The organism is Bacteroides sp. AM32-11AC (assembly GCF_003603515.1).
GTDB lineage: Bacteria > Bacteroidota > Bacteroidia > Bacteroidales > Bacteroidaceae > Bacteroides > Bacteroides uniformis.
Map to the genome: position 1 here is coordinate 104,024 of NZ_QTNH01000016.1, position 18,398 is coordinate 122,421.

General features: G+C 45.2%; 12 protein-coding genes. 4 read left to right on the plus strand and 8 right to left on the minus strand.

Features of this window, described 5'->3' with window-relative positions:
- A complete protein-coding gene (locus tag DW800_RS16515; RefSeq protein WP_005834870.1) occupies nt 1–1,194 on the plus strand; it encodes a pyridoxal phosphate-dependent aminotransferase in 1,194 nt (397 codons plus the stop codon).
- A gap of 383 nt (nt 1,195–1,577) precedes the next feature.
- On the opposite strand, the gene DW800_RS16520 is transcribed toward DW800_RS16515, so the two are convergent.
- The 4 genes from DW800_RS16520 to DW800_RS16535 all read right to left on the minus strand — a co-directional run bounded on the left by DW800_RS16520 (nt 1,578) and on the right by DW800_RS16535 (nt 7,772).
- A complete protein-coding gene (locus tag DW800_RS16520; RefSeq protein WP_005834872.1) occupies nt 1,578–1,748 on the minus strand; it encodes a DUF362 domain-containing protein in 171 nt (56 codons plus the stop codon).
- 236 nt (nt 1,749–1,984) lie between these two features.
- Entirely contained in the window at nt 1,985–3,946 is a 1,962-nt protein-coding gene (locus tag DW800_RS16525) for a sensor histidine kinase (protein ID WP_119958209.1), read from the minus strand.
- A complete protein-coding gene (locus tag DW800_RS16530) occupies nt 3,943–5,814 on the minus strand; it encodes a sensor histidine kinase (protein ID WP_044468598.1) in 1,872 nt (623 codons plus the stop codon). Before DW800_RS16530 ends, DW800_RS16525 begins: the two co-directional genes overlap by 4 nt.
- A 143-nt stretch (nt 5,815–5,957) precedes the next feature.
- Entirely contained in the window at nt 5,958–7,772 is a 1,815-nt protein-coding gene (locus DW800_RS16535) for a DNA polymerase III subunit gamma/tau (protein WP_057256115.1), read from the minus strand.
- 142 nt (nt 7,773–7,914) lie between these two features.
- Between DW800_RS16535 and DW800_RS16540 the strand changes: the two genes are divergently transcribed.
- Both DW800_RS16540 and DW800_RS16545 read left to right on the plus strand, forming a co-directional pair.
- Nucleotides 7,915–8,223, plus strand: a complete 309-nt coding sequence (locus DW800_RS16540; RefSeq protein ID WP_005824736.1) for an FtsB family cell division protein — start codon at nt 7,915–7,917, stop codon at nt 8,221–8,223.
- Nucleotides 8,220–8,564: a hypothetical protein gene (locus DW800_RS16545; protein WP_005824737.1), complete on the plus strand. Its 345-nt coding sequence runs from the start codon at nt 8,220–8,222 to the stop codon at nt 8,562–8,564. Before DW800_RS16540 ends, DW800_RS16545 begins: the two co-directional genes overlap by 4 nt.
- 93 nt (nt 8,565–8,657) lie before the next feature.
- Here DW800_RS16545 and DW800_RS16550 read toward each other — a convergent pair whose 3' ends face one another.
- Genes DW800_RS16550 through DW800_RS16565 form a run of 4 tightly spaced genes read right to left on the minus strand, consistent with a single transcriptional unit; the run spans nt 8,658 to nt 16,020 of the window.
- Nucleotides 8,658–9,989, minus strand: a complete 1,332-nt coding sequence (locus tag DW800_RS16550) for a DUF5125 domain-containing protein (protein ID WP_005834880.1) — start codon at nt 9,987–9,989, stop codon at nt 8,658–8,660.
- Between the two features lie 27 nt (nt 9,990–10,016).
- A complete protein-coding gene (locus DW800_RS16555) occupies nt 10,017–11,528 on the minus strand; it encodes a glycoside hydrolase family 30 protein (protein WP_117704125.1) in 1,512 nt (503 codons plus the stop codon).
- Between the two features lie 31 nt (nt 11,529–11,559).
- Nucleotides 11,560–13,086, minus strand: coding sequence for a RagB/SusD family nutrient uptake outer membrane protein (locus DW800_RS16560; protein ID WP_117704126.1), 1,527 nt, complete (start codon nt 13,084–13,086; stop codon nt 11,560–11,562).
- 18 nt (nt 13,087–13,104) lie between these two features.
- Nucleotides 13,105–16,020 (minus strand): SusC/RagA family TonB-linked outer membrane protein, encoded by a 2,916-nt coding sequence (locus DW800_RS16565; RefSeq protein WP_369872094.1) that lies wholly within the window; start codon nt 16,018–16,020, stop codon nt 13,105–13,107.
- A 439-nt stretch (nt 16,021–16,459) separates the two neighbouring features.
- On the opposite strand from DW800_RS16565, the gene DW800_RS16570 reads away from it, so the two are divergent.
- A complete protein-coding gene (locus DW800_RS16570; protein ID WP_016273937.1) occupies nt 16,460–18,175 on the plus strand; it encodes a DUF6377 domain-containing protein in 1,716 nt (571 codons plus the stop codon).
- The last annotated feature ends 223 nt before the right edge of the window (nt 18,176–18,398 follow it).

An 18,398-nucleotide genomic window follows, 5' to 3' on the forward strand; every position in this document is an offset into this window, starting at 1 on the left:
ATGAACCAATTATCAGATCGTTTAAACAGTTTGTCGCCTTCTGCGACACTGGCTATGTCTCAAAAGAGCGCAGAGCTGAAGGCTCAAGGCGTAGACGTAATTAACCTGAGTGTGGGAGAACCGGACTTCAATACTCCCGACCACATTAAAGAGGCTGCGAAAAAGGCGATAGACGATAACTTTTCTCGCTATTCTCCAGTGCCGGGTTATCCTGCCTTACGTAATGCAATTGTAGAGAAGTTGAAGAAGGAAAACGGTCTGGAATATACCGCCGCACAAATTTCTTGCGCCAATGGTGCCAAGCAGTCGGTTTGCAATGCAATCCTGGTATTGGTAAATCCGGGTGACGAAGTAATTGTACCTGCTCCCTATTGGGTCAGTTATCCGGAAATGGTAAAGTTGGCTGAGGGTACGCCGGTTATCGTACCTGCCGGTATCGACCAGGACTTTAAGATAACACCTGCACAGCTGGAGGCTGCCATCACCCCGAAGACAAAGGCGCTGATTCTTTGCTCTCCCTCTAACCCTACGGGTTCGGTGTACAGCAAGGAGGAGTTGGCAGGCCTGGCCGCAGTATTGGCAAAGTATCCGCAGGTTGTTGTGATTGCCGATGAGATTTACGAACATATCAACTATATCGGCAAGCATCAGAGCATAGCACAATTCCCCGAAATGAAAGAGCGTACGGTCATTGTGAATGGTGTTTCCAAAGCATATGCAATGACTGGTTGGCGTATCGGTTTCATTGCAGGTCCGGAATGGCTTGTGAAGGCTTGCAATAAATTGCAGGGACAGTATACTTCCGGTCCTTGTTCTGTATCTCAGAAGGCTGCTGAGGCTGCTTATACGGGTACACAAGTTCCGGTGGAGGAAATGCGCAAGGCTTTCGAGCGTCGTCGTGATTTGATTGTAAAGTTGGCCAAGGAAGTTCCGGGTTTCGAGGTGAATGTACCGGAAGGTGCTTTCTATCTGTTCCCTAAATGCGATTCATTCTTCGGTAAATCTGCCGGAGAACGTAAAATCAATGATTCAGATGATTTGGCCATGTATCTGTTGGAAGTGGCTCATGTGGCTTGCGTAGGTGGTGCTTCTTTCGGAGCTCCCGAATGCATTCGTATGAGTTATGCAACCAGCGATGAAAATATAGTTGAAGCTATCCGTCGTATAAAAGAAGCACTGGCTAATCTGAAGTGATTCTAACTTCTTCTACAAACTTATTTTAGCAAGACATCTGTCATGCTGTCACGAACAGTTCGTTTCATCAAAGCGGACTGTTCGTTTTGTTATGACGAACACTTTGTTTTGTTATGACGAACACTTTGTTTCATTATAGCGAACACTCTGTTCCATACAGTATAAACACTTTGTTTTATATTATACGAACATTTTGTTTTCTACTATATGAACACTTTGTTTTATACTTATGGAACAAAGTGTTCATGTCTGTGAACTAACGTATTATCCGTATATAGAAAATAACAATGAGGGGGGTGAAGGTACTGAATCTCACGTGGGGGATATAAAAAAGCGCAGGCAGTTTATCTACCCACGCTTTTGTTTTTGATACTGGGATTGTATTATTCTCCCGGATGAATTGCTTCAGAAGGACAAACATCTGCACAAGTACCACACTCTGTGCAAGTCTCAGGGTCGATATGATAGATATCACCTTCAGAGATAGCGCCAACCGGACACTCGTCGATACAAGTTCCGCAAGCAATACAATCGTCACTAATTACGTAAGCCATTTTCTTTTAGATTTAAATTATTATTAGTACTAATTCGTTTGGCAAAAATAGTGGTTTTCTTTATTACTTGCTATCAATCTTGATTAAAAACGTATAATTTGTATGTCGTCTAAATAAGGAGTCGAGAAAGCGACACAGCATACCGCAGAGACTGAAAAATGTTCGTTTTTGAATTTCGTAAACGAATTGCTCTGATACTATTGGCTTTAGCTGGAGCTTAAGCCGATTTTCAACTTTTAAGAAAGAGTCGGATAGGTAAAAGTAATCACTGCGATTTCTCCTTCTTCGACATTCTCGGTTTGATAGGTACCTTTGAAATGTTCAAAGAACAACTGGTTGATTTTCTGTTGCACTGATACTTTTTGAGAGGCAAACCTGGAATCGGCTATAGGACTGTTCTCTATCCGGCATGCGATGATGTGTTTGTCCGGATGGTTGACCAAGAACATGCTGACTTTGCGTGTTTCTTTGCAGTCGTTCGGATAAAGCAGCATACTTGTCACTATTTGTGTAAGGCGGTTGACGTCGGTATGGATACGTACATCTCCTACCTCCACTTGTAGTTCCAGGAGGATACGGCCTTCACTGCGCATTTGTATTAGACAATCTAGTTCGTTGCACCATTCTTTTACATTACAATCCTGCAATTGAAATTTCATCATATTCGCTTCCAGGCGTGAGAGGTCCAATACGTCGTTTACCAGTTGGATAAGCTCACCCGAATTGGTCTGGATAATACCGGAATACTCTTTTCGCTCTTCTTCATCCAGTTCGTTGTCGGTGGAAAGCAGTTGGGAGAAACCGACTACATTGTTCAGTGGAATACGGATATTATAACTCATATTGGCAAGGAAACGGCTTTTTACTTCGTTGGCTTCTTCGGCAATAATTGCCAATTTACGCATTTCCTTCTCATCTTGTTGCAGCCGCTTCCTGCTTCTATACATATGTAGGTTGAAAAGTAACAAGGCTATAATGATGATAATGGAAGTGACCAGACAGATACGGTGAAAAGTGGCTTGCCGCTGTTCTTTCTGGAAAAGCAGTTGGTCCATATTATATAGGCTTTGTATCTGTTCTATCTGTGAGGTGGAGAATACTGTATATAACGAATCTCTTGCCTTGGTTATCTGTTTATAGATAGGAAGTGCGTCGTCCGGAAACCCCATCTTTACTAGTATATCCGCTTTCTGAAGTCCATAAATCATGGCATTATCCAGTGAAATAGGGGTTACAAGTTCAATGGCGTCTTCTAAATAAACCAAAGCTTTGTCGTATTCTTTTGTCAGTTGGTAATATTCGGCATATGCTGCCAAACGTATCAACCGATAAGGAAGAAATGAAGATGTACTGAGATGCCGCTCTGCTTTCTGCAAATATTCCCATGCTTCCGCAGGACGTTGAAGGCGGGTATAGTAAAGGGCGTATTGTAAATCTATGAGCAGATACAAATTGGTATAGCCGTTTGTCAGTACGGTGGTGCCTTCTTCCTGCAATCTGTTTTTTGCATTGTTGAGTTCCTCCAGATACCGGAACATGTTGTCATTGTCATGCAGATATGAGTAAGCCAGTACCGCTTTTGTCAATAAATCAATCTGAGTGGCAAGGGAGGAATCCGGACTTGTCAGTTCAAAAGCCTTGTTTAGGTAGGTGATTCCTTCTTTGTAACGTAAAGTATTGAAATATCCAGTCATCAGGCATAGGCATGCTTCGCGCATACCGTCATGGTTGCCAAGACTTTGAGCCTTGTCGTACATGTCTTGTGCTTGTTTGAGGGCTAATTCAATCTTCTGGCTGATGACATAGAATTCTATCATCATCTTTTTGCCTCTGAAGTAATGACGGTAGTAGTTGTGCTCTTCAGACAACTGTTCGAGCCTCTTCAGCCATTGTTCTGCATGTTTTTGGTCCAGTAGGTTGTAGTAATAAATAATGTGCGCATATATGGCCGCACTCTGGTAAAGTATATTTTTCTGGGCGATGGCCTCTTCCAGTAATTTGTTCTCGTAATAGATGAATGTCGGTGACAGTTGGTCAAGCAGTGCTATCTGATATAGGGTTTCCAATCTGGTGGTATCGGCTGGGGAGGCAAGATATATACGTAGCAGGCTATCCTTGGCTTCTGTCCGTCGCACATCTGCGTGTGCGGACGGTAACAGCCAGCATAAGGCAATGAGCAATGTAAATATCTGTTTCATTTCTTATTCTCCTTTCTGCCTGTCTGGCTTATGGGGTGGGTGAAGCAGAAGCGTGAGCCTTCGGCATACTCTGAATCAATCCATATTTGTCCGCCGATATGCTCTATGATAAGTTGGCATATGGAGAGCCCCAACCCACTGCCTTGAGCATTCTCATTCAGCTTTTCAAAACGTTGGAAAATGTTGGCTTGCTTGTCTTTGGGAATGCCGCAACCGGTATCTGTTACGGTGAATAGTACGGTGTCGTCCGTTTCTTTTTCCAGCTTTAGGACAATGCTGCCTTGTGGGGTAAATTTGGTAGCATTTATCAGTAGGTTAATCAGGACTTGCTGCAGGCGTGAGTCGTCAGTCTCGATGGGCATTTCTTCCAGCTCGGTGGTGAATGTAAGTTCAGCTTGTGTCTGTTTCACTTTATTCACGGTATCTATCACGTTTTTGCAAATGCTTACGGCATCATGTTGTGCAATACAGAATTGCAGTTTGCCGAATTCAAGACTCGATAGATCTATCACGTCGTTAATAAGCTTCAGCAATAGTTCTGAGTTCTGTTGGATAACTTCATTGCACTGACGGCGTGTCTCATCGTCCAGTCCCTCTTCCGTCAATAGGGATGAAAAGCCCGATAATGCATTGAGCGGGGTACGGATTTCGTGGCTCATGTTCGAGAGGAACACGCTCTTTGCACGCATGGCATTTTCGGCATTTATCCGTGATGTTGCCAGTTTTTGGGTGGAGAGCTTCACCTTTTCCCGCTGCCTTTTGAGTAGGATGGCAAGTAGAACAAATAACGTTACTAATGCCATCGTTCCTACCAATATGCTGGTTATGATTTTATTGTATTCGTTATTGCTGGCCGTCTCTGCCTTATCTACCTGGTATTTTGCCTTTATCGTATTGATTTGCCGGATATAGCTTTGTGAAGCGAGTGTATCTATAGGAGGATACAATTCCTGGTAGATTCGGCAGGCTTCCATGGCCATGCCTTGTATTTTACAGAGATAGATTTTTTCCAGCGAAGTCCAGCGGTAATAAGTGGAGCGTTTATTACCGGAGTATTCTGCTTGCAATTTGGAGTAGATGTCCAGAGCTTGTTTCCAGTATTGTTTGTCCCAATTTCCCATGGCTCTATAGTAGGCGGCAGTGGTGTAATCCAAGTGAAACCGGTAGAACTTCTCTGGGTGCAGTTGGTAGATGGAATCCATTTTGTGGAGCCAGATGTTTGCTTCATTAAGATAGTCTTGTGAGAGGTGTCCATGGGAAATGGCAAAATTCGTCTTTTCGATGCAGAAAAAGAAGTCTGTCGGGTAGTCAGGCTCCTGATATAATATTTTCTCCAGTTCTTCCAGGATTTTTTCCGCTTCTTCCAGACGTCCTTTCCGTTGCAGAACGTTGGACATTTTTAAAAGAAGCTGTGCCCTATATGGATGCTGGTCTGAAATGTTGGATAGTTCAGTCAAAGCATCCTGGTATGATTCCAGGGCTTTATCTCCCATGTTGGCTATTGTATTATAGGCGTCTCCAATGGCTTGGTTAGCCACTACCATACCAAATTGGTAGTCTGTAGCTTTGGCTTCTTCGTACATAAGTTGTGCCCGGTTCGTTGCTAAGCTGATATCGCCGCGCAATGTGTAGGCATTGGCCAATTGAAGTTGTAATAGAAAATACGTCGTTCTATCTTCATTTGATTGTAGGGTGGGAAGAAGTTGCTCACTCCACGTAATGACGCTGTCTATGGATATGGAGTCATCATAGAGAACTTGTCTTTTGACCAATGATTGCAGAATACTCTGCTTTTCTTGATTGGCTATTGTATGTGCTGATAAGACAGAAGTATACAATATCTGCCCCAATAGCATCCATATAATCATTTTTGTTCTCAAATGTTTGTTTGCCTCTTTTGTTTATTATTGGCAAAAATAAATATAAACGAATAAATAAAAAATTAAATAGATGCTTTTTTTCTCCTTTATAGTCAATTTGTTAGCAACTTTATGCAGGAGATTGGAAGGGATTAATAGAGTTCCAAACCAAACTCTTCTTTTAGTTGTAACAGTGCACTGTTCTTTTGTGCCATCATCTGGAATTTTTCAACGCGTCCATAGGCACGTACCTTTTCGGTAGGAGCACTAATCCGGACAGTCATGGTGACTTTGCGGTTCTTTAGCCGGGTACGTAGGTAATTTTGCAGAGTGGGTATCATGCCGGTAAATTCCTTGGCAACGATTTCATTATCTACCACAGCCTCAAAAGTTGTGTCATTTATTAAAGTGATGCGCATGTTCTGCATGCGCTTGGCAATGGCTACTTGCTCCTTGGGCATACGTCCGGCATACTCCTGCCAGTAATAGTTCAAATCCCTTTCATTGAAGATGTAGTCTTCTTCCGGTTGTGCTGCTTGGTGGGCGGCAGTAGGGTTAGATGAAGGGGTTCTTTGTTCCTCTTCTATATGGGGGCGTTTGATGGATACCCCTAATCCGGACATTTTCATGACCGGAATTTTTTTCTCTTCTCTCCCTTGCGCCATTAATACGGCAGTAGGTGTAGCATGTGGAGTTGTTGCATTACTATGCTGCGTGGCAGCAGGTTGGGGAGTGCTGTTTGTCTGTACTGCCGGCTGTACGGTTTGTTGGGGCATGGCAGCAGTGGCCTGTGGCTGCTGAGCGGCGGCAGGCTGCGTGAATATGGGTTTTATAGCTTGTTTAGGGCTGCGCCCATTGGCACCGTCGTCCTCCTCGGCGGTCAGTTGTGCCACTTGTATCAGAGTGAGCTCTACCAGTAGCCGTTTGTTTTTACTGGCACGGTAGTTCAGGTCACAATCGTTGCAGAGCTTCATGGCACGGTAAAGAAAAGGGAGGGGGCATTGCTGTGCTTGTGCTTGGTAACGTTCGCGGATGCTTGCGCCCACTTCAAGCAACGGCAGTGTCGCCGGGTCTTTGCTGACAAGCAAGTCGCGCAGGTGGGATGAAAGTCCGGTGATGAAGTGGCTGCCGTCGAAGCCTTTGTTGAGCACATCATTCAGTAATAGCAACGCGTCACTGATTTTGTTCTCAAGAAAGAATCCGGTTAGTTTGAAGTAGTATTCATAGTCCAGCACATTGAGGTTTTCAATCACGCTCTTATAGGTGATGTGTCCTCCGGTGAAGCTTACCACCTGGTCGAAGATGGATAGTGCGTCGCGCATACCGCCGTCTGCTTTGAGGGCAATGACATTCAACGCTTCCGGTTCAGCAGTGATACCTTCTTTGGAGGCGACATATGCGAGGTGTGCTACGGTATCTTCCACACCAATCCGGCTGAAATCATATATTTGGCAGCGTGAAAGGATGGTGGGCAATATCTTGTGCTTCTCGGTAGTGGCAAGGATGAATATGGCATGGCGTGGAGGCTCTTCCAGTGTTTTCAGGAAAGCATTGAAAGCCGAGGCGGACAGCATATGTACCTCGTCAATGATATATACTTTGTATTTACCTATCTGAGGTGGTATGCGTACCTGCTCCACCAATTGGCGGATGTCATCCACAGAGTTGTTTGAGGCGGCATCCAGCTCATGGATATTGTAGGAGCGCTGCTCATTGAAGGCAGTGCAGGATTCACATTGGTTGCATGCCTCGCCGTCTGCTGTGGGGCTCATGCAGTTGATTGTTTTAGCAAAGATACGGGCACAAGTTGTTTTTCCCACGCCTCTTGGACCGCAAAAAAGATAGGCATGCGCCAGTTTTCCGGTGGCAATGGCATTCTTCAAGGTAGTGGTCAGTGCACGTTGGCCTACTACGGACTCAAAGGTCGAGGGACGATATTTCCGTGCAGATACGATATAGTTTTCCATATTTGGGATATTCTTTGCTTTTTGTGCAAATGTACACAAAAAAAAGAAATCTTTCGGTTATTCCTCTTATCTTTGTGACGTGAAGTTATATGATGGGCAAGCTCCATCATGAATGATAAATTGCTAAATAGTAGATAACGAGATGGATAAACTTGCTTCTCTTTGGTCTTTTGTCCGCAAGCATAAATATCTGATTACGCTTGCGTTGTTTGCTGTAATTATCGGGTTCCTGGATGAGAACAGTGTTGTACGCCGTTTGGGTTACGCCCGGGAAGAAAGCCGTCTGCGCGATGAAATAGAAAAGTACCGCAAGGAATACGAGGAGAATACCGAACGGCTCAATGAGCTTGCCGTCGACTCCGGTGCCATCGAACGGATTGCCCGTGAGAAGTATCTGATGAAAAAGCCCAATGAGGATATTTATGTATTTGAAGAAGATATAGAAGAATGAAACAACTGATACCTGCCCTTTTCGCAGTAGGGGCCGTGATGCTCTTGGCAGGAGCTGCCGTTTATATCACGGGCTGGCCTCTTTCACCTTATATATATACTATCGGCGCTACGATGGTTGCTTTGGCCCAAATTAATTCTCCGTCCAAATGTAAAAGTCCCACTGTCAAACGCCTGCGCCGACAGCAAATATTCGGTGCGCTTTTGCTGGTGCTTACGGGGGCATTCATGCTCTTTACAAGGGGCAATGAATGGATTGTGTCTCTGACGATAGCCGCCATTCTTGAGCTTTACACTTCGGTACGTATTCCACAAGAGGAGGCGAAAGAAGGTTTAAGCTAAATCCGGAACATATATTCTGCATAAACAAGAGGGGCTGAACTCTTTTATAGAGCCAGCCCCTTTCTCATTTAGTTAATCTTCTGCGTTATCCGTCTATCTTTCTACCTTTTCTACTGTCAGAACTGCCGAAGAGACACCTGCCGTTACGTCAACTGTGAACCGGTAAGCGACACCGTTTTCCAGGCTTTTGCCTTCTACGAGGCCCAAGTTGCCGGCATCACGTCCGTTGGTACCGTCACCTATAAATACTAAGTCACTGGTGGTAGACAAGGCATCGTTTTTATATTCACCTCCCCAACCTTGCTGGTGGAAGAACTTGAAGTTGATGTCATCAGATTTGATTTGCTCTCCCGCTACTACTGTTACCTGATACTTCTTCGCTTCAATCTGTGACATGCAGAGACCTTTTTCTGTAGTCCAACCTACGGCATTGGTCGCTACGGAAGGTTTACCGATACCGTCACCGATAATCCAAAGGGCGCCGGTTCCGTCATCGTTCAGAGTGGCGGTGCTTGTTCCGTTCATTTTCAATACTTCCAGATAATTCAGGGCCAGGTTGGCAATGACGCGATAAGTTCCATCGATGGGCAGGAACTTCAGCGAACCGTCTTCATTCTTTTCGAAGAAGTCGGGGTCTATCCAATATTGGTCGAAGTTGGGAATGTCTGCAGTGATGTTGTCCCCTTGCTTCAGATTGAGGTCGATGCTGTAATGGTCATCATCCACCATCTCCATTTCAGAACCGTTCAGCAGTAGTTTCACGAAAGGAGCGGCTGCATAAGTCAACGTATTGAAGGAGATGGAATATTCTCCAGCTGACAGATTGGAGAAGGTAATTTCACTGGAGGTACCTTGTGTAATGGCACCGTTGCTCCATCCGAAGTTGATTTCATTCCCGTTGGCGCCTACTTTAGGAGCTTTGATGTAACCTTTCACTTTTTGTGCAAATTCACCGGTCACGCTATACTGATTGGCTGCGACTTTTTCCATGCGGTATTCTTGGTCTCCGGAAATCAGAGTTAGGTAGGGGAAGTCCGGACGACTCAGCGCCACGTCATAGCTTTTTTCTGTAATTGTGAAATTGATGTTCTGCAGAATGAACTTCAATGTAGCTGTTCCGTTGGGAATATTTGCCAGATAGGGAACATATATTTTCCCGGTATAGTCTTGACCGTTTACTTTTGTACGGATTATAGTCTCTGACACCATTTCGTCGCTGAAGTATAACCGCGCTTTTAACGTGGAAAGGGGTACATCTGCGTCCGATGCCTTGATTGTAAAAGGCAGACTGTCTCCGAACAAGGCTGAAGAAGGTTCTGCCTGAAAGTCCATTGTCGGGTTGCCGGGAACCGGATCGTCATCGCTGCAAGCATTCAGCATGGCTATGCCTGCCAATGCCATTAGATAGTATTTTAAGCTTTTCATTATAATCTTCTGTTTAAATTATTAGTTTTATTTTTTCCAACGGTAAGAAACGACTGCTTTGGCCGGAACTTCGTAGGAAAAGTAGTGTGTGCCGTCGCTTACGGTGATTCGCTTGGCATCTGCATTGTTGTTTGCCAATACGAATGCATAGGTACCGTCCGTATTCTCGAAGGCGGAGTAGGTGATTCCGTTGGCTGTGTAACCGGTCGTTCCGATACGTACAGCTCCCGGTTTCACGACTGAAGACATGTGCCCGATAAGGTAATAATGGGAATTACGGACAATTTTAGAATAGTTTGTATTGTCAATATCCACTGCACCGTAGCAGGTCTTGCAAGAACCATCTGAGGGGCTTACCGGTCCCAGGTCACTGTCTAACATCAGATTCCACACAATGGTGCCGCGGCACCAGTTGTTGGCTGTTCCCAATGCTATTTCTTCCATATCGTTAAGCAGGCGTGCTTCCAAATCGCGACCGGAGTTCCAAGTACCGATGGAGGTTTCCGTAAAAAGCAGTTCCTTGTTGGGATAGAGTTTGTGGATATTCAGCAACTCAGAACGGTTACCGCCATAATTATGGTAGGCAGCGCCCGCAATGTATTGTGAGGCTTCCGCATCATCATAAATCTTGGTAGGGTAACTTTTTTGGTCGGCCAGATTGTCGTAGTTGTAGTTATGGTCGAAAACATAAATCTTTGTAGTAACTCCGGCTTCTTTGAAGGCAGGGCCCAGGCCGGTCTTGATGAAGTCACGGGCTTCTTCCCATCCCATGAACAAGGATGCTGAGTTACCGTGGTTCAGCGGTTCGTTCTGCGGAGTCACAGCGTGGATTTTGATGCCTTCCTTTTCGAAAGCTTGTATCCATTTTACGAAATAGTCGCCATACGTTCTGTAATATTCGGGGTTCAAGTGTCCGCTGGTCCATGAGTCAAAGGGTACACGTTTCTCCAGGCTTTTCACTTTCATCCACTTCGGACATGTCCAGGGAGCGGCAATTATTTTGACGGCAGGATTGATTGCCAGAATTTCCTTCAATATAGGAATCACATATTTGGTGTCTTCCATCGGAAGGGCAAAGTGCTCAAGCCCCTTTTCGTCACAGCAAGTGAATTCACTGAATGAGAAGTCGGAACAACCGATGGCAATACGTACATAGCTGAAGCCGTAGCCTTCTTTGTCCGAGAATGTTTCAGTCAGAAACTTCGTGCGGTTCTCTTGTGTCATCTGCATCAGGTTGTAACCGGTAGAGCCGGTGATGGCTGCACCGAAACCGTCCATTTCCTGATAGCGGGTGGCAGGGTCGAGTGTCACGGTAGAAGGTGACATGTTGCTTCCGGTGCCGAAGGCCAGCCCGGACTTTGTCAAATCATAAGTACGACTGGTGTTCGTTACATAGAGGGTAACATCCTTTGCCTCTTCCGTGGGTTGGTCTGGCTTGGGTTCCGGTGTAGGGGTGATGTTACTGTCATTGTCATTGCCGCAGGCTGCCAGTATGGTGAAGCAGCCTAATGCGGTAGTGAATATATTTCTTAAATTCATATTCAATTGATTTTTATATTACTCATTAGTATTAATAGCCCGGGTTCTGTATCAGATTTTCGTTCTGGTCGATGGCTCCTTGGGGAATAGCCAGCAGATAGGAGTTCTCATTGAACAGATTTTCTTGTGCATGGCGGCCGCTGTCTTTGGCGTAAACGGCGTTCATCACTTCTTCTACCTTATTGAGGCGGCAAAGGTCGTACCAGCGCTGTCCTTCAAAGGCAAGCTCCATGCGGCGTTCGTCCATATAAGCTTGGAGCAATGCTTCTTTATTGCTGCGGGTGCTTTGTGGAAGTTTGCCCAGTCCGGCGCGGTTGCGGATGCGGTCGATGATGTCGGCTGCACCGTTTAGGTCGGGAGTCTCTCCCATAATTTTTGCTTCGGCTTTGAGGAGCAGGATGTCGGCATATCGCAGATAGATAATGCTGTTGAACGCAGAGCGGCATTTGTACATGAAGGCATAATGGTCTGCCGGATAATAGTTGCTCCATCCGCAGTCATACCATACAACAGATTCATTGTAACGTTTCGTGTCTCCTTGCTCTTCATAGAGGCGGATAAGGTCACGGGAAGGGGTAATCCATTTGGCCCAGGTGAAACTTTCATCCCAGTTGCTCAAGTTACGGCCGAACATCCAAGTACACCAGTTGCCGGAGCCGGGAGGAAAGTGGGCTTCGAGAATTGCCTCCTTGGTATTGCGTACCCGGCAGTCTTTTTTTTCCGTATCATACGCCCAAAGGTCGCTGAAGTCTTCCACGAGGTCGAAGCCGTCGGCAGCAAGTTCATCGGCATATTTGATAACCTTTGCATAATCGCGCAGAGGTTTTTCTGCATAGACCTTGGCAAGCATGGCACGTGCCACCGATTTGGTAAGTATGCTCTTGTCTGATGTGTCGTTTGTCGGTGTGTTGGGGTTTTCCACTGCTTCAGTCAGGTCTTTCTCTATTTGGGCGTAAGCCTCTTCAGCCGTATTCTGTGGAGGAAAATAGGTCGGGTACATTTCTTCTACGTTGTCTTCGGTAATGTCACCGCCCACGGTAGTGATGACCGGGAAGTTACCCCATAAGCGTACCATATCGAACATGACCATGGCACGGAATATCTTGGCTTGTGACTGATACTTGCCGCGTTCACTTTCACTGAGTGCCTTGAGCTGGTCACAGCCCACGATGATGCGGTTGGCAACGGCAATGTCGCCTAAGAAACGGTCCCAGTCACGTTTTAGTACAGAATTAGAGCCTTCAATGGAGTTGGTTTCGTAAGGCACCACTTCGGCCCCCGTTGTTCCGGCGTAGGCATTATCGGAATGAGCGTCACCGATAAGCAGTTTGTCGACATACCAGTGCTCCTGCTGGTCACGAAATTTTTTGTGAAGGGTTACCATTGAAGTTTCCACGTCTTGCACACTGTTGAAGATAGGCTTTTCATCAGTTTTGTTCACTCCTTCCGTTACATCCGAGTAGGTGTCTACCGGATTATAGTCCAAGTCACATGAGGTTGCGGTCATTGCCAACAATACACCGCAAGCTATACTTTTATATATATGGTTTAGTTTCATAAGTTATTTCTTCCTTTTTTAGAATTCAACATTGATACCGAAAACGAATGATTTGCTCTGCGGGTAAGTTCCATAGTCGATGCCCTGTACAGAACCGCTGTTGCCATATTGGTTCACTTCAGGATCCATACCTGAATAGCTGGTCCAGGTCAGCAAATTGCTGGCGGTAAAATAAGGCTGTACGCGGCTGATACCCCATTTCTTGAACTGGCGGCAACGGATGTTGTAAGAGAGTGAAATGTCTTTGACACGCAGGTAGCTGCCGTCTTCTACAAAGTAAGTGGAGTTCTTGATGTTGAAGTTGGCTTTCGGGACATTCGTAATCTGTCCGGGAATTCTCCAGCGTTTCAATACTTCCGTTGACTGGTTTTTGCCGTCGTACATGCCTTCGGTTTCCATACGGGACACATTGAAGATGTCGTTTCCGTAGCTTCCCTGGATGAAGATGCTCAGGCTGAGGTCTTTCCATGTAAAGGTGTTTGTCAATCCGTAGATGAAGTCGGGATTCGGGTCGCCGATATAGGTACGGTCAGAAGTGGAAATCTTGCCGTCTTCGTTAAGGTCGCGATAGATCAGGTTACCGGTTTCAGGGTCTACGCCGTCGCTGATGTAACCGTAGAAACCACCCAAAGGACGTCCGGGCTCATTGCGTACGATATTTTCTTTCACCACCTCGGCACTGCTTGCTGCTGTATAGATTTTCTGCAATGACAGCTTGGTCAGCTTGTTCTTATTGAAAGAAATGTTGAAGTCTGTATCCCAAGAAAACTCGCCGGTCAGGTTATGGGAGTTGATGGCGAACTCGAATCCCTTGTTGGTCATCTCGCCTTCGTTACGGGTGATGCTGGTGGTTGCTGCCGCACCAGCAGGCAGACTTACATTCATCAACATGTCTGTAGTTTTCTTGTAATAGTAGTCCATGCTGAAGGTCAGTCTGTTGTTCAGTACAGTCAGGTCAAGACCGATGTTCGTCTGGTTGGTAGTTTCCCATTTCAGGTCACTTGTTCTCAGGTTGGCCTGGCTGATACCGGGAACTGCATGGTCGTTACCTTCTTCAAACCAGGGTATGCGGTTGATGTTGTAACGTTGCAGATACGAGTAATCGCCTATACCGCTTTGGTTACCGGTCTGTCCCCAGCCACCGCGGAGCTTCAAGTCATCAATCCAAGCGATGTCTTTCATGAACTTTTCCGACGAAATGCGCCATGCAGCCGAGAAGGAGGGGAAAATACCCCAGCGATGGTCGGGATGCAGCTTGGATGAACCGTCGGCACGCATGTTCATGGTAAGCATGTACTTGCTGTCATAGTTGTAGGACACACGGGCGAAATAGGAAGAGATGGCCCACTGTGAAGCTCCTGTTCCGGTACCGTCCCATGAAATTTTATTGGCAGCGTTCAGGGTTTGTATTTTATCGTCCCGGAAATGTGAGCCGTTTATCCAGCTGTTGGTATAGTCCGATTTGGTATAGGAAGAACCTGCCATTACGTCGATGCCGTGCTTCTTGATATTGGTATTGTAAGTCAATATATTATCGAAAACCAACACGGTATTCATATTCCGGTTGTCAGAGGCTGTACCGAAGCTGTTGCGTCCGTCGGTGGTCGATATTGGATCGAGGAATGTGGTGCTTACACCGTTACGGCGGTCCAGGGCTACAGATGATTTCAACTTTAGGTTGGGCAGGAAGCTGATGGTAGCGGCTCCGGATGCGATGAGGCGGTTTTCCTTGTTCTTGTTGTTTTTCTGGCGGGCCAGGTTTTCCATCGGGTTCATGATGTTCACTCCATAGAAGTTCTTATTGTATTGATTCGGTTTTTCAGGATCCCAAATAGGAGCATAGGTCGGAGTGTTGATGACCGAGAGGACTACACCACCACGGTTGGCACCCGTACCGGAGATGATGCCGGTGTTTCCGATGTTGTCGGAGTAGGAGATATTGGCACTTACATTCAGCCAGCTGCGTATTTGGTTGTCGATATTGGCGCGGAAGCTATACCGCTTGAAGTATGTTCCTTCCAAAATACCTTTTTCATCCAGATAACCGGCAGAGAGGAAGTATTTCATCTTTTCATTTCCGTTTGATACGGACACTTGGTAATTCTGGGTTTGTCCGGTCTTGTAAACCTCGTCAAACCAGTCTGTCTGGTCGGTCAGCCCTTCAAGAGCAGTTGGATTTACAGCCCCGATTTCTTCTTGCAATTCGCGGTACTGTTCTGTATTCAGTGCTTCCATGCTCTTGCCTACTTTTGTCATGCCATATTGTACGTTCAATGCTACTTTGGCGTTGCCTGCCGAGCCGCTCTTGGTAGTAATCAATACCACACCGTTGGCTGCGCGCGAACCGTAGATGGCTGCTGATGAGGCATCCTTCAGAATAGAGAGGTTTTCAATGTCGTTGGGAGAGAGAAAGTTAATGTTATCCACGGGTACACCATCCACTACGTAGAGCGGGTCGTTGCTACCGTTGAACGAGGTAGTACCACGTACGCGGATACTCATACCTCCGCCCGGTTCGCCGCTGGGTTGCATAACCGACACACCGGCTGCTTTACCTTGTAGGGCTTGGGCTGCCGATACAATGGGGCGTTGGTCCAAATCCTTTGTAGAAACCGTAGATACGGCAGTGGTTACGTCTTTACGCTTCACACTTCCATAACCGATAACTACCACTTCGTCCAGCAGTTCGTTGTCTTCCTGCAATGTGATATTCATGTTGGTGGCTGCTTTTACCTCTATCGTTTTGTAGCCGATGAAGGATATTACCAGTGTGGCATTCTGTCCTACACTCAGGGAAAACTCCCCATCCAGATTGGTAACAACACCGTTGGTTGTTCCCTTTTCCAATACAGATGCACCAATGACCTCCAGGCCTGCGGCATCTACTACTTTACCCGTAGCTGTCAATCGTTGGGCAAATGCATTTGTTGACATTAGCAGTACGAGTAATGTCAGAAGGAGCTTGTAACTCCGCGTAAGAAGATTTCTTGTAATCATTCTCATAGTACTTTAATTAAAAGATTTAATTTATTTTAGAAAAGTATGTTCTAATAGAGATTGGATGTTTTCCATAGTACACTTTTCTTTCTCTGTTGCAAAGATAGTGGACAATCTTATTCGTCCGATAGGCGGGTAATGTGGAGAAGTAAGTCGGAGTAAAATGTAAATATCACATATATAGCGGGTTATGCTCTTGCTGATTGCTGTATAAAGTAAAGGTCAGCTACTATGGAAGGAGGTCTGTATATACTGTTTTATCGCTGTAAATGGTCGAAATACCTCTTAACTTTCATGTACTTTTTAGGGTAGAAGTAGCTTATGTTTAGATAGATTAATTTATCTTTGTGCTCTCAGCCTTATATAAATAATAGAAATGAAAAGAAAAATCATAGCTTTACTATTTTTACTGATGGGGTGTACCTTTCTGAATGCGGCACCTTACAGTGAAAAGATAAAAGAACTGCTGGTGCGCCTTGACTCTCTGATTGCGCAAAAAAACACGTTTGCTATGCTTAAAGAGGCGAAGATTGCCCAGTTGCACAAGCTGCAAAAGGATGTGCGTACTTTGGAAGAGAGATATTGGCTGAATAAAAATCTTTATGATGAGTATTGCGTCTATAACGCCGATTCTGCAATGAATTATGTGGTAGACAATTTGGATATAGTTTATAAGCAGAATGATAAATACCGGCAGATGGAGTGGAAGATAAAAAAGTCTTTTCTGTTGGCTGCCACCGGTTTGTTGAAAGAAGCTCAGGATGAATTGCGCGGAGTTTCAGGCGGTTCGCTCCCCAAAGAATTGTTAGTGGACTATTACGGGCAAATGCTGTATCTGTATTCGCATTTCAATCAGTATACCGGTAGTGAAATGGGTACTTTGCATGAACATTATGCACAGTTGGAGCGTGTTTACAAGGACTCTTTGAATATGGTTCTTACCCCTGAAGACCCCTTGTTCTTGTGGTATAAAGGGCAGGTAGTACAAGGTACGGACAGTATGTATGTTTTTAAAGAACGTTTGCAGAAGGGAATTCTTAATTCTGCATTCGACACTCGGCGCGATGCCATGAATGCTTACGTGCTGGCCTGCTTTTATCGCGAGTCCGATGAGCAGGAAAATTATCTGACTTACCTGATATATTCTGCTATGGCCGATGTACGTATCTCCAATAAAGATATTGCTTCGTTGGAAGAGCTGGCGGGGGTACTTTTTAGTTTGGGTGATATTGACCATGCCTATGTCTACATGAGTTACTGCTTGCAGAATGCCTTGGCATATCGGAACCGGGTGAGGGTAGTGGGCATCTCTGCAGTGCAGGACACCATTCATCAGATCTATCAAGAACGTAATCAGAGGCAAGAAGCGCGGTTACGTATGTATTTGGTACTGGTCAGTGTCTTGTCCTTGATATCCTTGTTTGCCTTCCTGTATATATATAAGCAGATGAAGCGATTGAAGCAGTCGCGCCAACAGCTGAATGAGGCAAACAACCGCCTGAATAAGCATGTGGAAGAACTTTCGAAAATGCACGGACAAGTGGCAGAAACGAATGTGCAGCTGACTTCTTTGAATGAACAGTTGAGAGATACCAATAATCAGCTTCGTGAATCCAACTATGTGAAGGAGGAATACATAGGTTATGTCTTTTCCATTTGTTCCAATTATATCAGCAAGCTGGATGAGTATCGGAAAAATATCAATCGTAAGCTTAAGGCAAATCAGTTGGAGGATGTGAAAGCATTAACCGATACTCATTCTATGGCACAGAATGAGTTGAAAGAGTTCTATCATAACTTTGATGCTATCTTCTTGCACATTTATCCGGATTTTGTAAGTGACTTCAATGCCTTGCTCCATCCTGACGAGCAGATTGTGCTAAAAGATGGTGAGTTACTGAATACGGAATTGCGCATTTATGCTTTGGTGCGTTTAGGTATCACTGATAGTGTGAAGATTGCCGAATTCTTGCATTATTCACCTCAGACCGTTTATAATAATCGTTTGAAAACACGTAATAAGGCTATCATTCCTCGGGAAGAGTTTGCTGCCGTTGTGCGTTCTTTGGGTAGGGCACAGAAGTGGATTTGATAAAGGCTTCTACTGATTGTCGCTGTATGATGCGTAGATGACACCTAAGAGTTAGGAAAAAAACTGCGATGTACTACCTTGTTTTTCCCTAAAAAACTAATCTTTCCACAGCAATGTTCTTTTCTTACCACAGCTGTGGAAAGAAAGAAACGCGGGTGTGGTAAGAAAGAAACATATCTGTAGTGAGAAAAGTTGTTCAGTAGTTCTCGTTTAGTATCCGGGC